General features: G+C 52.3%; 15 protein-coding genes. 8 read left to right on the forward strand and 7 right to left on the reverse strand.

The features are described 5' to 3' along the window. Nucleotides 1-57: 57 nt before the first annotated feature. Nucleotides 58-696 (reverse strand): TetR/AcrR family transcriptional regulator, encoded by a 639-nt coding sequence (locus tag F3J38_RS00830; protein WP_167134244.1) that lies wholly within the window; start codon nucleotides 694-696, stop codon nucleotides 58-60. 81 nt (nucleotides 697-777) lie between these two features. Here F3J38_RS00830 and F3J38_RS00835 point away from each other — a divergent pair, with 81 nt between their 5' ends. Further along, nucleotides 778-1,449, forward strand: a complete 672-nt coding sequence (locus F3J38_RS00835) for an O-methyltransferase (RefSeq protein ID WP_167134246.1) — start codon at nucleotides 778-780, stop codon at nucleotides 1,447-1,449. 32 nt (nucleotides 1,450-1,481) lie between these two features. Here F3J38_RS00835 and dksA read toward each other — a convergent pair whose 3' ends face one another. Continuing rightward, nucleotides 1,482-1,901 carry an RNA polymerase-binding protein DksA gene (dksA, locus tag F3J38_RS00840; protein ID WP_167134248.1) on the reverse strand — a complete coding sequence of 140 codons (420 nt, stop codon included), beginning with the start codon at nucleotides 1,899-1,901 and terminating at the stop codon, nucleotides 1,482-1,484. Between the two features lie 72 nt (nucleotides 1,902-1,973). On the opposite strand from dksA, the gene F3J38_RS00845 reads away from it, so the two are divergent. Beyond that, nucleotides 1,974-2,201, forward strand: coding sequence for a hypothetical protein (locus F3J38_RS00845; protein WP_167134250.1), 228 nt, complete (start codon nucleotides 1,974-1,976; stop codon nucleotides 2,199-2,201). A gap of 1 nt (nucleotide 2,202) precedes the next feature. Here the strand turns inward: F3J38_RS00845 and F3J38_RS00850 are convergent, their stop codons facing one another. The 4 genes from F3J38_RS00850 to F3J38_RS00865 form a co-directional block, all read right to left on the reverse strand. Then, the gene (locus tag F3J38_RS00850) at nucleotides 2,203-3,393 is read right to left on the reverse strand and encodes a CobW family GTP-binding protein (RefSeq protein ID WP_167134252.1); all 1,191 of its coding nucleotides are present in this window, start codon (nucleotides 3,391-3,393) and stop codon (nucleotides 2,203-2,205) included. Nucleotides 3,394-3,521: 128 nt separating this feature from the next. After that, nucleotides 3,522-4,733 carry a zinc metallochaperone GTPase ZigA gene (gene zigA, locus F3J38_RS00855; RefSeq protein WP_084934016.1) on the reverse strand — a complete coding sequence of 404 codons (1,212 nt, stop codon included), beginning with the start codon at nucleotides 4,731-4,733 and terminating at the stop codon, nucleotides 3,522-3,524. A 161-nt stretch (nucleotides 4,734-4,894) separates the two neighbouring features. Next, the gene (locus F3J38_RS00860; RefSeq protein ID WP_167134253.1) at nucleotides 4,895-6,001 is read right to left on the reverse strand and encodes an ABC transporter substrate-binding protein; all 1,107 of its coding nucleotides are present in this window, start codon (nucleotides 5,999-6,001) and stop codon (nucleotides 4,895-4,897) included. 164 nt (nucleotides 6,002-6,165) lie between these two features. Then, a complete protein-coding gene (locus F3J38_RS00865; protein WP_167134255.1) occupies nucleotides 6,166-6,921 on the reverse strand; it encodes an IclR family transcriptional regulator in 756 nt (251 codons plus the stop codon). A gap of 383 nt (nucleotides 6,922-7,304) precedes the next feature. On the opposite strand from F3J38_RS00865, the gene F3J38_RS00870 reads away from it, so the two are divergent. From F3J38_RS00870 to F3J38_RS00895, 6 genes are all read left to right on the forward strand, one after another. Then, nucleotides 7,305-7,697: a RidA family protein gene (locus F3J38_RS00870; protein WP_167134257.1), complete on the forward strand. Its 393-nt coding sequence runs from the start codon at nucleotides 7,305-7,307 to the stop codon at nucleotides 7,695-7,697. Nucleotides 7,698-7,836: 139 nt separating this feature from the next. Continuing rightward, nucleotides 7,837-8,661, forward strand: coding sequence for an ABC transporter substrate-binding protein (locus tag F3J38_RS00875; RefSeq protein WP_034822375.1), 825 nt, complete (start codon nucleotides 7,837-7,839; stop codon nucleotides 8,659-8,661). A gap of 50 nt (nucleotides 8,662-8,711) precedes the next feature. Continuing rightward, a complete protein-coding gene (locus F3J38_RS00880; protein WP_034822373.1) occupies nucleotides 8,712-9,449 on the forward strand; it encodes an amino acid ABC transporter permease in 738 nt (245 codons plus the stop codon). Next, nucleotides 9,446-10,090 (forward strand): amino acid ABC transporter permease, encoded by a 645-nt coding sequence (locus tag F3J38_RS00885; protein ID WP_167134259.1) that lies wholly within the window; start codon nucleotides 9,446-9,448, stop codon nucleotides 10,088-10,090. The genes F3J38_RS00880 and F3J38_RS00885 overlap by 4 nt, the downstream gene beginning before the upstream one ends. Next, a complete protein-coding gene (locus F3J38_RS00890) occupies nucleotides 10,087-10,824 on the forward strand; it encodes an amino acid ABC transporter ATP-binding protein (protein ID WP_167134261.1) in 738 nt (245 codons plus the stop codon). The genes F3J38_RS00885 and F3J38_RS00890 overlap by 4 nt, the downstream gene beginning before the upstream one ends. An 11-nt stretch (nucleotides 10,825-10,835) precedes the next feature. Beyond that, nucleotides 10,836-12,107 (forward strand): alanine racemase, encoded by a 1,272-nt coding sequence (locus F3J38_RS00895; protein ID WP_167134263.1) that lies wholly within the window; start codon nucleotides 10,836-10,838, stop codon nucleotides 12,105-12,107. A 120-nt stretch (nucleotides 12,108-12,227) separates the two neighbouring features. Here the strand turns inward: F3J38_RS00895 and F3J38_RS00900 are convergent, their stop codons facing one another. Then, nucleotides 12,228-12,923, reverse strand: a complete 696-nt coding sequence (locus tag F3J38_RS00900) for an aspartate/glutamate racemase family protein (protein ID WP_167134264.1) — start codon at nucleotides 12,921-12,923, stop codon at nucleotides 12,228-12,230.

The following is a 12,923-nucleotide window of genomic DNA, read 5'->3' on the forward strand; positions in this document are numbered from 1 at the left end:
ATGAGAATGCGAATAATGAGATTGTTTACTGCTTTCAGAGATTTCCAGGCCCATGTTTTACTGCATATCCGCGCCTTTTTCCCTGATCCAGACACAGAACATATCAGCCATATCCCGTGCATAGTCCTCTATTTCAGTATCGGAGCGCGCAGTTTCCGAAAAATGCTTACCCACATTCCCCAGTGTACTGTTGATCAAATCTGCGGCGCGCAAACGCTCTTTTTCATCCCATTGCGGGAGTAATTCAAATAAGAAGTCACTCATCACATTTTCCCCCGCTGCACGCGCGGCCGCCACTTCTGGCGCATCGCGATACAGTGGCGCCGCGTCATTGAGCGCAGTGCGCATCGCCGCTTCTTCACATTCGGAAAGTAAGAATGCCCGCGTGAGTTGATGCAGACGCTGGCGAGCGGAGACGGTGCGATCGCGCAGAATCGAACCTAAGAGGTCGCCGGTTCGCTGCCATTCCTCGCTTTGCAACCGGAAAAGAATAGCCGCTTTATTGGGAAAGTATTGGTACAGCGATCCAATACTGACGCCGGCACGTTCCGCCACGCGTGCCGTGGTAAATCGCGTGGCGCCTTCCTGTTCCAAAACCTGAGTAGCGGCTTGCAATATCGCCGAAACCAGCTCACTTGAACGCGCTTGCTGCGGACTTTTTCTCTGTGAAATCTTAGTGTTACGGCGTTCATCCACTGGCTACTCCTGAACACGAATAGTTAAATGCGAATGATTCATCGTATTCTGATCGCACAGATTAATCCACGGGGAAACATCATGAATACTTTAACGTCTGCGCCTTTAGCGCCACTGCTTAACTATCTCTTTGAACTGGCCGACAACATGGCTCATCCGACAAATGAGGCTTTTCACGCCATGTCTGATGAAGAACAAAATCGCCTGATGCAGAGTAAAACCGATTACCTGGAACTTTATGGCCACTTGAAAAATGTGCCGCTGGCGGTATCACGTGAGACCGGCAAGCTGCTGTATATGCTGGCGCGCAGTAGCAGAGCACAATCTATCGTTGAGTTCGGCACATCATTCGGCATTTCGACGCTACATCTGGCAGCGGCGGTGCGCGATAACGGTGGCGGTCAAATCATTACCAGTGAATTCGAACCGGGCAAGGTTGCCTTAGCACGTAATCATTTTGCTGATGCGGGCGTGAGTGATTTGATTGAAGTACGCGTTGGCGATGCACTGCATACCTTGAGCGCAGAGATGCCAACATCGATCGATATGTTGGTGCTGGATGGTGCGAAAGCGATTTACCCAGAGATTTTGACGTTGGTTGAGCCTTATTTGCGCCCAGGGGCGCTGATCGTCGCCGATGATGCGGATTTCAGCCCGGAATATCTGACGCGCGTGCACAGCGGAAACGGCTATTTATCCCTGCCTTTTAATGATGGCGTGGAAGTGTCCATGTGGTTGGGGCGTTCACAGTAATCAGCACCCAGAGCCTGCGCTCTGGGTGATTTTTATTTCCGATACTGCGCTTCAACCCGTTCCTGCTTAATTTTGGCATCAATAGAGAGTTCGGCGGTGGGGCGGAGCAACAGGCGAGCCAGCCCAATGGGATCGCCCGTTTCACGACAGTAGCCGTATTCACCTTGATGGATGCGCTGCACTGCCGCATCAATTTTTGGTAATAGTCGGCTTTCGCGATCAATCTGGCGAAACAGGAGGCGCAGTTCTTCTTCGCGTATCGCTTTGTCCGCTTCATCCCCCTGCTGTTCACTGCGTTGCAGTTGTGCTTTCAGGTAGTCGATGTGTTCGAGCAGTTCCTGACGCTCATGTCGCAATAAGCGCAAAAAGAAATCACTTTGGTGAGCATTCATATACTCTTCTGGCGGCATACTGAGAAGGTTTTGCTGCTCTCCTGCTGTGGGTTTGGTCATGTTGAAATTCCTTAACAGCGCTGTAATATGTTATATCGTCACAATTCACAATCATTCATTGAGGTTGCTGCGATGAAGACCACTGTTCCTCTCCTGCTTATCGCCATTGCATCGGCAAAAGCGGGTGCTTTTCAGGCAAAGATTGATACGTTAAAACTGGCGCAGAAGCCGGACACCGCAGTGGCCAACGTCGACCTGACGCAGCCTATGGCGACAGCAGAGTTTCACTCTCAGCTGATAAAACCGGTCTCTGGCTGTCAGTGTCCGTTCTGTACCCAACTGCGTGCATTAGGCAGCTAATTCAGGCAGTCACACGCGCCACGCGCTGCGGCCAGGGATCGGCAAATTCACCGCCGCTTTGCCACCATGCAATCTCGTCTTCATTGAGAAAGCAGCGATTCAGGGCGGCGGTGAACGCTTTCACCTCACTCGACTCCCCAATGACCGTTAAACTGCAACGTCGATCGCCAAATCGTCCCGGCATTTTGGCCACTGCCTGCTGGACTGCAGCTCGCTCTTCTGCGGTGAGTGGACTGTCACGGTGCTCAAGAATCCCCGCTTTCCAGTAACTGATAAATTCCAGACTGATGCTGCCCGTGGCCTGATTCCATAACAGCGCCAGATCATCGCGCGTCGGCAACCAGAAAAACCCTTTACTGCGATAGATGCCCGCGCCCATAAAGTGGTGACAGGTGTCCCACAGTCGCTGTGGATGGAAAGGACGATCGTCGTGAATCACTTCGGAAGTCATTTTCCACCCGCCAGGATCAATTGCGTCCACCTCATCGGCTAATTCTTCCATTAACTGAGCGACCCGCCCGAAATCGTAGGACGGCATCGCCATGAGTTCATTCAGTGACAGGTTTCCCCGTGATACCGCCATCACGGCGACATAGGGATTGAGCGGATGAATCGCCTGAGCAATGCGAGAAATGCTGGAAGCGGGCAGCCGATCATTTTTGGTCAGCAGCAAATGACTGCAAAACATCACTTGTTCTGCCAGCAGGTTCTCGATGCGCCGTTCACCACGGCTGAGATTGCCCTGCAGGCGTGGGATCAGCGCCTCGCCCTGCTGGTAATCATCATTCAACATCACGCTGTCGACCAGCGATAAGAACCCGTGAAGTTGTATCTCTGGATGGTCACGGAAGTAACGCACCAGCGGCAGCGGATGGCTACTGCCAGAGGTTTCCAGCAGAATCATGTCTGGTCGATGGGCGCCCAATAGTGGGGTCAGCGCAGCATGAAGCTTTTCGATACCGCTGCGACTACTGATACTGTCAGCGGAGAGCGTGATGAAATTATGTTTGCTGGCGTTAACGATCTCGGTGTTGGCGATGAGCACACCATCGACATCCAGCTCGCTCATATCATTGACGATCACGCAGACCGCCAGTTGCTGTTTATGCGCCTGAATCAACAGGCTCTTAAGCAGTGTGGTTTTGCCTGCGCCGAGGAAACCATTGAGGATGGTGAGAGGAATTTTTTGCATTATTTTCTCTTAGCATCGTAGCCGTATATTGATTGCCATAAATGGCAGCCCTACGATTGTCCTGTGCAGATTTCGTAGGGGTGCCCCTTAAAGCGATCCACTATGCAGATACGATTTATAGCCTGTGATCAGTGGAACCAGGGTTCAAACGGATCCGGGTATTCAGCCCAGTTTTCTGGCCCCTGAGCCATCTCTTCATCGGTAAGCAGTGCGTTTTCCAGCTTGTTGCGCAGACCGGCTTCATCCATTTCAATACCGATAAAGACAATCTCCTGACGCGCATCGCCCGTTCCCTCAACCCAGTTCTGCATGATGTATTCCAGCGTTTCGGGATCTTCCGGCCAGCGTTCTTTTGGCGCACTTGCCCACCACATCCCCGCTAAGCCCTGACGTGTTACCCCGCCCGCTTGTGACCATGAACCGGCGTAATGCGGGCGACTGGCAAGCCAGAAGAACCCTTTCGATCTCACCACGCCTTGCAGATCGCCCTCGATAACGTCGGCAAAGCGCGTGGGATGAAACGGTCGGCGGGCTCGGAACACAAAGTTGCGAATACCGTACTCTTCGGTTTCTGGCGTGTGCGAACCGCGCAGTTCTTGCAGCCAGCCCGGTGCCTGCGATGCCGCGTCAAAATCAAACAAGCCGGTATTCAGGACCTGATCGAGTGCGACTTTGCCAAATTCAGACGTCACAATACGCGCGCGCGGATTCAGTGAATGCAAAATCGCCATCAAACGGGCTTTTTCCGCCTCATCAATCAGATCGGTTTTGTTCAGAATCAGCACGTCGCAGAATTCAATCTGATCCACCAGCAGGTCAACCACGGTGCGCTGATCTTCTTCACCCAGCGACTCACCGCGTGACTGAATGCTTTCATTGGATTCATAGTCGCGAAGGAAATTGAAGCCATCCACCACCGTGACCATGGTATCCAGCGCGGCAACTTCGGACAGGCTTTGCCCGTCTTCGTCAGCAAAGGTGAAGGTTTCCGCTACCGGCAAGGGTTCGGAAATGCCGGTGGATTCAATCACCAGATTGTCGAATCGGCCGTCCTTAGCCAGACGATCGACCTCCAGCAGCAAATCTTCACGCAGCGTGCAGCAGATGCAGCCGTTGCTCATTTCGACCAGCTTCTCATCAGTACGCGATAACTCCGCCCCACCCTCTCGCACGAGCGCAGCGTCAATGTTCACTTCAGACATATCGTTGACGATCACCGCCACGCGACGGCCTTCGCGATTATTCAAAATATGGTTAAGCAGCGTAGTTTTTCCCGCACCGAGAAAGCCAGAAAGCACGGTGACCGGCAGTTTTTTGAAATTGGGGGATAAAGATGACATTGCGACTCCTTCAAAATGACGTAAGCGAGTGCGATAGCGTACTAACCTCACTCTTATTTTAGTTATGTTATAACATAACAATTGCAGTTGTCATGATGTCAGAGAAAAGTTTGTTGTGGCGGCAAAGAAGAAGCGGGCCAGAAAAGGCCCGCCTGAGAGGATCACTTATTGTCGGGATAGCTCAGATCGATCGCTTCATCTGGCAGTTTGGTGAAGGTCTTCACGATAGTGCGGAAGTCCGCAGTAGGCGTGAGATCGGCAAACTGCTGCGGATAGAGGTCTTTCGCCAAAATCTCCATACCAACGATGTTGTATGGATGGTTATAGAAATGATGGTACACGCCATACACCCGGCCGTTTTTCACGGGTTCAATTTGCGCCAGTCCGGTGCGCTTCAACAGCGTCTGGAAGGTTGCTTTAACCTCTGTTGGCTGCACGCCATAGCCAAATGGCAGCACATTGGTGTTCGGACGTTTAGAACCGGTCATGATGTAAACGTCAGGTTTCATCGCGATAATTTTTTCTAACGCAATAAATCCAACGTTGCCCGGCAACAATTCTGAACCGATATTTTTACCACCGACGGCTTCGACCAATCCGCCCCAACCGTTGTGGCTATGGGTAAAGCAGCAGTTATCACTGTTACCGGCAATCGGCTCGATGAAAACAGTCGGTTTGTTTTTCACCTCAGCAACGCCTTTGGTAAGGCGATCAAACTTCTGCTGATAGAAATCGGTATAGGCTTTGGCCTGGGTTTCGCGGTTCAGCACTTTGCCCAGCAGGGTGACGCTGGGTGCGGTGTTCTGCGCCGGATGCAATTCATAATCCACGAAAACCACCGGAATGTGGAGATTGCCCAGCGTCTTCAGTACACCCGATTGTTCCAGCGCCGGTTTTGCACGCAACTGAGCAATCATCAAATCGGGTTTCTGCGCCAATACGCTTTCCAGATTGACCTGTCCTTGATCGCTGAAGCCCATATCAACAATTTTGGTCGCTTCCGGCCATTTGCCCTTCAGCATATCCCAGGTTTGTGTGTCCTGTTTTTTCGGCAAGTTATTCCACGCCACAACACGTTTGAACGGGTCATCACGATCCAGCAACGCCAGCGTTAAAATGTCGCGGCCGTCCTGCAGGATAATGTGTTGCGGTTCTTTGTTGATGGTTTGCGTGTGACCATCCATATCGGTGACGGTCAGCGGATAGGTGGTAGCCGAAGCCGCAGTGGAAGCCAGTAATCCCATTGCCAAAAGCAGGCGCGTTTTCATCCTAAAACTCCGTGGTAAAAAGAATAGTTATTATTATCAATTACCTTAACACAACCTTAAGTGCCGAAAAATAAACGTCAGGACAATGGGTGGTAACGGATTGAGTCAAAGAGGATGGCGATGGGTTTTCGTAGGGTGCGCATTGATGCGCACCTGGAGATGTATTAAGTAAAATCAGACAGCTTCTGCCCGGAGGTAATCAACTCCTGCAACAGCATCTGACGGCGCTCTTGTGGCGTATCACGGCTGACCATAAAGCAGATCGCTGCCACCGCCTGGCCACTGCGGGAACGAATCGGTGCCGCCATACAGCAGGTAAAGCTTTCGGAGAGACCTTCCGTCATGCAATAGCCCAGCTTACCGGCGTGATGAATTTCATCGAGAAATGCCTGCTTATCGAGAATTTGGCCACTGGCGAGACGGTAATCTTCCTCTGGAATCAAATCGAGAATCGCACTGTCAGACCAGTTACTCAGCAGCAAGCGCCCGGTAGCGGTCCAGGTGATGGGCACGCGTACGCCGATATCTGAGGTGATTTTGAAGGGGTGCGCGTTGCTGCTCTCGGACAACACCACGGTGTATTTGTTGCCTTCCAACATGCAAAGTTGAACGGTTTCGCCGTGGCGCGCCACAATCTCCACCATCAACTGATGGGCACGGCGGATGAGGTCATTGTGCGCCATGTAGTCTGCACCGTAATAGTGCATCTCACGCCCGAAGAACACTGCACCTTCGGCATCTAATTCCACCAGCCCCGCTTCACTCAGTAGACTCACTAACTCATAGACACTAGAACGAGGTGCGCCTGTGGCATCGATCAGATCGCGCATCGCCATCGGCTGACGAGCAGTATGCAACTGTCGGAAAATATCAATAACCCGGTCAACACCGCGTGCCCGTGAAGGTTTCTCATCCGGCATTTGCTCACTCCCCTGTTGCATTGGTGCGATTGGAATACGCTAAAAAAGAAAAGCATCATACACCCCAATGCAATAATTACCCATCCCTGTAAAAATAAAAATTAATCACGGAGGTTATATTATGGCGTTCTATTTTGGGGCCTCATTTTGGCGCAGACCTCTTTGACTCACACTTAAAAAATCACGACAAAGGTCACATTATTTTTAAACAAATCCATGCAGTGGGAATTATTTTGCGATCCCGACTACATCACAAAAAATTAAATAGCGGGTCACATATTGCAAAAGCAAATCTACTGTGCAAATCTTGCCCTATCCGGTATTGCAGATTGCAGTCTGATATACCAGACAAACCAACAGACCCAGAAACGAGGCAGAATTGCATGGCGATTAAGCGTTATGGCATTGAAGGCGGAACAGGCACCGGCGGGCAAAAACTGCCTTTTGCCCGTGCGGTAGAAGCTGATGGCTGGTTGTATATCTCGGGCCAGACGCCGATGCGCGACGGTGAGGTAGTGGAAGGCGGTATCATTGAACAGACGCAGTTAGCGTTCGATAACTGTCTGACCATCATGCGCGAGGCAGGTTATCGCGTGGAGGATGTGGTGCACGTCACAGCCGTGCTGACCGACGCGCGTTATTTCAGTTCCTTCAATAAAGTATTCAGTGAGATATTCAGCGGTAACCCACCAGCGCGTATTTGTAGCGTGCAAGATTTAGTGGTCGACTGCAAAGTGGAAGTGGATATGAAATGCTTCCGCGCCGATCGTAAATAATTATTACGGTTAAAACAGGCTGACGATTTTTTATTTTCTTCGTCCACACCAGGACAGCCTGTTATTAATTGATGCTTTTCATTTTGCTGTGAAATATCGGCATTACGCCGACTCATAACCATTTTATAGAGAGCATAAAATGAACACAACATCGCTTAAATTCGGCGCCGCTGCGCTGGCATTGCTGGTTTTAGCTGGCTGCACACCCACCGAAGAAAAAAAAGAGGCTGGCGCCGCACCGCAATCGGCTCTGCAGAACGTACTGCAACGCGGCACGCTGCGTGTCGGTGACTGCCTGAGCTTTGCGCCCTTTGGTTTTTATGACAAAGACGGCAACCCGGACGGGTATGACGTTGATTTAGCGAAAGCACTCGCCAAAGAGATGGGCGTGAAACTGGAGATGGTCAACACCACTAGCGCCAACCGTATTCCAAACCTGCAAACCAATAAAGTGGATGTGGTGTTCTGTAACTTTACTCGCAATCTGGAACGTGCCAAAGAGATTGGCTTCACCAACCCGTATGTGGTGGCGAGTGAAGCGATGTTGGTGCGCAAAAACAGCGGCATTCAATCAGCTCATGATATGGCCGGTAAAACTATCGCCACGGTGAAGGGTTCAACCAACGGGGATGAAGTCCGTAACCTCGGCATTGATGTGAAAATCCAGGAATACGATTCATCGCAAGCCGCGATTCTCGCCGTGAAGCAGGGCCAAGCCGATGCGATGATCGAAGATAACAACTTCCTTGCTTACCAGGCCAAGCTGGACCCTACGCTGACCGTCACCAACGAAGCGCTGGTTCCGCTGGAATATAATGCCTTCGGCGTGAAACAGGGTGATCAGGTGTGGACCAACTATCTGAATGAATTCCTGTTTGAGATTAATGCATCAGGTGAGAACGCCCAGCTGTATCAGAAATGGTTCGGTAGCAAGCCACGTTACCCGCTGAATCCGCAATATTGATTGATGTGCGGCGCGGCAGCTGATGTCGCGCCGTTCAAAGGAGTCAAACCATGAGTTATCAATGGCTAACCCTCTGGCGCTACGCCGACACCTTTCTTGAAGCCGCATGGCTGACACTACAGGTGACACTCCTGGCATTCGTGCTGGCGGTGGCATTGGGCTTGTTGTCGGCATTAGCGAAATCTTCGCCAGTGGCGCCACTGCGCTGGATCAGTCACTGCTATGTTGAATTCATTCGCAACACGCCGGTTCTGCTACAGATTTTCATCATCTTCTTTGGCCTCCCCTCGTTGGGCATCACCATGAGCGCCTTTACCGCCGGTGTGCTGGCGCTGGGCATCAACGTTGGCGCTTACTTGTCTGAAACCTTTCGTGCCGGGATTCAATCGGTGCCAAAAGGCCAGCTCGAGGCAGCATACATTCTCGGTATTCCGCGTCGGCAGATTTTTCTCAGTGTGGTGCTGCCACAGGCAGCGCGTGCAGTGTGGCCAGCGATCATCAACAACCTGATTCAGCTGCTGCTTGGCACCTCGTTACTTTCTGCGATTGCCCTGCCAGAACTGACTGGTACCGCCACGGTCATCAACGCCCGTACTTTGCTTTATATCCAGACCTTTAGCGTGGTCGCGCTCGTCTATCTGGTACTGAGCAATCTGTTCTCCTGGCTGGGCACGGTGGCAGGACGGCGCATGTTCCATCCGCCGCTGGTGACTCCGGTAAAAAAGTCCGCCTGGTGGTGGGCAAAAAAATGGCTGACTAATCCAGTGAAACGGGAGAATGCGTTATGAGCGAGTTAATCATCAGCTCTTTCCCCATCCTGCTAAAAGGATTGGGTATCACGCTGTTGCTGTCCATCGCCGCTATCCTCGGCAGTACCCTGCTGGGTTTACTGGCTGCGGTGCTGAGAACCAGCCGCCTGCCGGTCGCTAAGCAGGTCGCCGTAATCTACACCGAGCTGTTTCGCGGTACACCGGTGCTGATCACGCTGATGTTTATCTACTTCGGCGTGGCCTATTTCGGTTATGAGATCAATCTGTTTGCCGCTGGGATCCTCGGTTTAAGCATCTATCAAGGTGCCTACATCGCCGAAGTATTCCGCGCCGGAATTGAAGCGGTGCCGAAAGGTCAGTGGGAGGTGTCGTGGATTCTCGGACTTTCCAAGCGTCAAACCTTCATGAGCGTAGTGCTGCCCCAAACCCGTGGCATCGTGTTGCCGCCGCTGGCCGGTCAGTATCTTTCGCTGATTAAAGACACCTCGATCGTCAGCATGATCGGCATGTCCGAACTGATGCATCAGGGCCAGGCGATTGTCGATCGCATTGGACAACCGGTGGTGATTTACGGCCTGGTTGCCCTGCTCTACTTCGCCATTTGCTTCCCGCTTTCTCGTTGGGTTCAACATCATCAAACCAGGAGCCAAATATCATGAGCCAATCCGCGATTACGCTGAGCCGCATTACCAAATCCTTTGGCTCCACACAGGTGCTGAAAGAGATCAGCCTGGATGTTTCACCCGGCGAAGTACTGGTATTGATTGGTGCATCCGGTTCGGGAAAAAGTACTGTGCTGCGCATCATGAGCGGATTAGAAACCGCTGACGGTGGCGAGATCTGGGTAAACCAGGTGCCGTTGCATGACCGTAAACGCAGTAGTGAAATTTGCGGTCACGTAGGGATGGTTTTCCAGCAGTTCAACTTGTTCCCCCATAAAACCGCGTTGGGTAACGTCACGCTGGCGCTGATCAAAGCGCAAAAGCTTTCTGAAGCCGAAGCCAATAAACGCGGCATGGCAGCCCTAACGCGGGTTGGGCTGGCTGAACGCGCCCATCATTACCCGGCGCAACTTTCTGGTGGTCAGCAGCAGCGCGTCGCCATCGCGCGTGCATTGGCGGTGGAACCGAAAATCATGTTCTTCGATGAAGCCACCTCCGCGCTCGACCCAGAATTGGTCGGCGAGGTGATGGAAGTGATGCGCAGTCTGGCGCGTGAAGGCATGACCATGGTGGTGGTGACGCATGAAATGGGCTTTGCCCGTAAAACCGCCGATCGCGTGGTGTTTATGGATCAAGGCGTTATCGCTGAACAGGGTTCACCTGAGCAACTCTTTGTGAATCCGCAGAATCCACGCACGCAACAATTCTTGTCGCGCGTGCTTGAGCACTAACAGGAGCCACTATGTCGATTCGCTTTCCGCTGCGCGCGGATGGTTTACTGGATGCACAACAAGCCGCACCACGTTTTAAATCGGTGGCGGGTGCGGGGAATTCGCCCTTAGCACAGGATACTGCGGTGTTTAACAGTGACGAGGTCTTCTCGCCGTTAATGATTATGAAGCAGTCGGCGCTGGAGAATAACCTGCGCCAACTGGCTGCCTTCTGTCGGGAACAGGGCATCATGCTGGCGGCACACGGTAAGACCTCAATGTCGCCCGCCGTTTTACGACGCGCGATCACCGAAGGCGGTGCTTGGGGACTGGGTGCCGCCACGCCAGCGCAAGTGCGTGCACTGCGCCAGTTTGGTATTCGCAACGTGTTCCTTGCCAATGAACTGGTCGATCCCGCAGGCATTCGCTGGATTGCACAGTGGCAACAACAGCATCCCGATCATGGCTTCCTCTGCTACGTCGATTCACTGCAGGGAGTAAAACTGCTGGAGCAACATCTTGGCGATGCACAGATTTCAGTGCTGCTAGAGATGTCGGTCAGTGGCGGACGTACCGGTTGCCGTTCACAGCAGGAAGCCCTGAAGATTGCCGAAGCGATCAAAGCCAGTACTGCACTTCAGTTGGTGGGTGTGGCGGGTTATGAAGGCGCCTTGGGGGCCGGTCGCGATGCTGAGGGTATACGGCGGGTAAAAGAGTATTGCCAGATGATGGTCAACACCGCTGTGCTACTGGCTGAAAAACAGTTGTTCAGCAGTGAACATATCATCCTCAGTGCTGGCGGCGGCGCATGGTTTGACGTGGTCACCGAGAGCTTTACCGCTGCTACGCTGCCACTGCCGATGACGCCGTTAATCCGTTCAGGTGCTTATATGGCCCATGACAGCGGTTTGTATGCGCGTATTGCGCCGTTTGCACAACCTGGCGCCAGCCATCACTTTGATGCGGCACTGGAGATTTGGGGGCGGGTGTTATCGCGTCCGGAACCGGGCTTGGCATTTGTCGATTTTGGTCGGCGTGACGTGCCTTTCGATCAGGACCTGCCAAATCCGCTGTGGATCCGCAACGCAGACGGCAGTGAACCCCGTTCAGCCACGCATTTGCGTATCAGCGACGTGAACGATCAGCACGCCTATCTGCTATTGCCCGATGATGAAAGGCTGCAGCCGGGTGACTGGGTAGGGTGCGGTATTTCTCATCCTTGTACTGCATTTGATAAATGGCGCTATCTGCCGCTGGTGGATGATGATTATTGCGTCACAGATTCACTGGAAACAGCATTCTGACCACAAAAAAGGCTGCCAATCTTGGCAGCCAGTTCTGGCACATCCCTGTACGACCATGTGGGGTCAAACGTTGTGCCTTCAATGAACAAATAATAACACATAAAATAATTAGCAGGCTAGTTATTTTGTAGCCAATGCCAATTTCACCGCGTCTTCAGCGTGGATCAACGTGGTATCAAACAGCGGCACACTGGCATCTTCGGCCTTCACCAGCAGGGTAATTTCGGTGCAACCCAGAATGATCGCTTCTGCGCCCTGCTCCACCAGCTCAGCAATAATCTCACGGTACTGCGCGCGCGATTCCCCACGAATAATCCCCAGGCATAACTCCTGATAAATGATGTCGTGAACTGTCTTACGACCGGGGGCATCGGGCACCAACACCTCAATACCAGACTGTGCCAAACGGCCTTTATAGAATTCCTGCTCCATAGTGAACGCCGTCGCCAGTAACCCGACACGTTTTACTCCCGCGTCACGAATGCGTTGTGCGGTCGCATCAGCGATATGCAGTAGCGGAATCTCAACGGCATCGGTGATTTGATCGGCGACTTTATGCATGGTGTTAGTACAGAGCACAATAAATTCTGCCCCGCCCTTCTCCAGGCTGCGTGCCGCATTTGCCAAGATCTCACCCGCTTGCTGCCATTCCCCGGCAACCTGAAGCTTTTCGATCTCGTGAAAGTCAACGCTGTACATGAGACTACGCGCCGAGTGCAATCCACCGAGTTGCTGCTTCACCTGTTCATTGATGATGCGGTAATAGAGTGCCGTTGATTCCCAGCTCATACCGCCAATCAAACCCATCATTTTCAT

Origin of the sequence: Candidatus Pantoea formicae (assembly GCF_011752625.1) — a bacterium.
In the GTDB taxonomy this organism is placed as follows: Bacteria; Pseudomonadota; Gammaproteobacteria; order Enterobacterales; family Enterobacteriaceae; genus Pantoea; species Pantoea formicae.

What these genes read in the sequence shown, in the direction of transcription:
- F3J38_RS00845 (WP_167134250.1), top strand. Translation starts at nt 1,974, where the DNA reads ATGAAGACCACTGTTCCTCTCCTGCTTATCGCCATTGCATCGGCAAAA.
- F3J38_RS00860 (WP_167134253.1), bottom strand. Translation starts at nt 6,001, where the DNA reads ATGAAAACGCGCCTGCTTTTGGCAATGGGATTACTGGCTTCCACTGCG.
- F3J38_RS00900 (WP_167134264.1), bottom strand. Translation starts at nt 12,923, where the DNA reads ATGAAAATGATGGGTTTGATTGGCGGTATGAGCTGGGAATCAACGGCA.
- dksA (WP_167134248.1), bottom strand. Translation starts at nt 1,901, where the DNA reads ATGACCAAACCCACAGCAGGAGAGCAGCAAAACCTTCTCAGTATGCCG.
- F3J38_RS00880 (WP_034822373.1), top strand. Translation starts at nt 8,712, where the DNA reads ATGAGTTATCAATGGCTAACCCTCTGGCGCTACGCCGACACCTTTCTT.
- F3J38_RS00865 (WP_167134255.1), bottom strand. Translation starts at nt 6,921, where the DNA reads ATGCCGGATGAGAAACCTTCACGGGCACGCGGTGTTGACCGGGTTATT.
- F3J38_RS00890 (WP_167134261.1), top strand. Translation starts at nt 10,087, where the DNA reads ATGAGCCAATCCGCGATTACGCTGAGCCGCATTACCAAATCCTTTGGC.
- F3J38_RS00875 (WP_034822375.1), top strand. Translation starts at nt 7,837, where the DNA reads ATGAACACAACATCGCTTAAATTCGGCGCCGCTGCGCTGGCATTGCTG.
- F3J38_RS00835 (WP_167134246.1), top strand. Translation starts at nt 778, where the DNA reads ATGAATACTTTAACGTCTGCGCCTTTAGCGCCACTGCTTAACTATCTC.
- F3J38_RS00850 (WP_167134252.1), bottom strand. Translation starts at nt 3,393, where the DNA reads ATGCAAAAAATTCCTCTCACCATCCTCAATGGTTTCCTCGGCGCAGGC.
- F3J38_RS00870 (WP_167134257.1), top strand. Translation starts at nt 7,305, where the DNA reads ATGGCGATTAAGCGTTATGGCATTGAAGGCGGAACAGGCACCGGCGGG.
- F3J38_RS00895 (WP_167134263.1), top strand. Translation starts at nt 10,836, where the DNA reads ATGTCGATTCGCTTTCCGCTGCGCGCGGATGGTTTACTGGATGCACAA.
- zigA (WP_084934016.1), bottom strand. Translation starts at nt 4,733, where the DNA reads ATGTCATCTTTATCCCCCAATTTCAAAAAACTGCCGGTCACCGTGCTT.
- F3J38_RS00885 (WP_167134259.1), top strand. Translation starts at nt 9,446, where the DNA reads ATGAGCGAGTTAATCATCAGCTCTTTCCCCATCCTGCTAAAAGGATTG.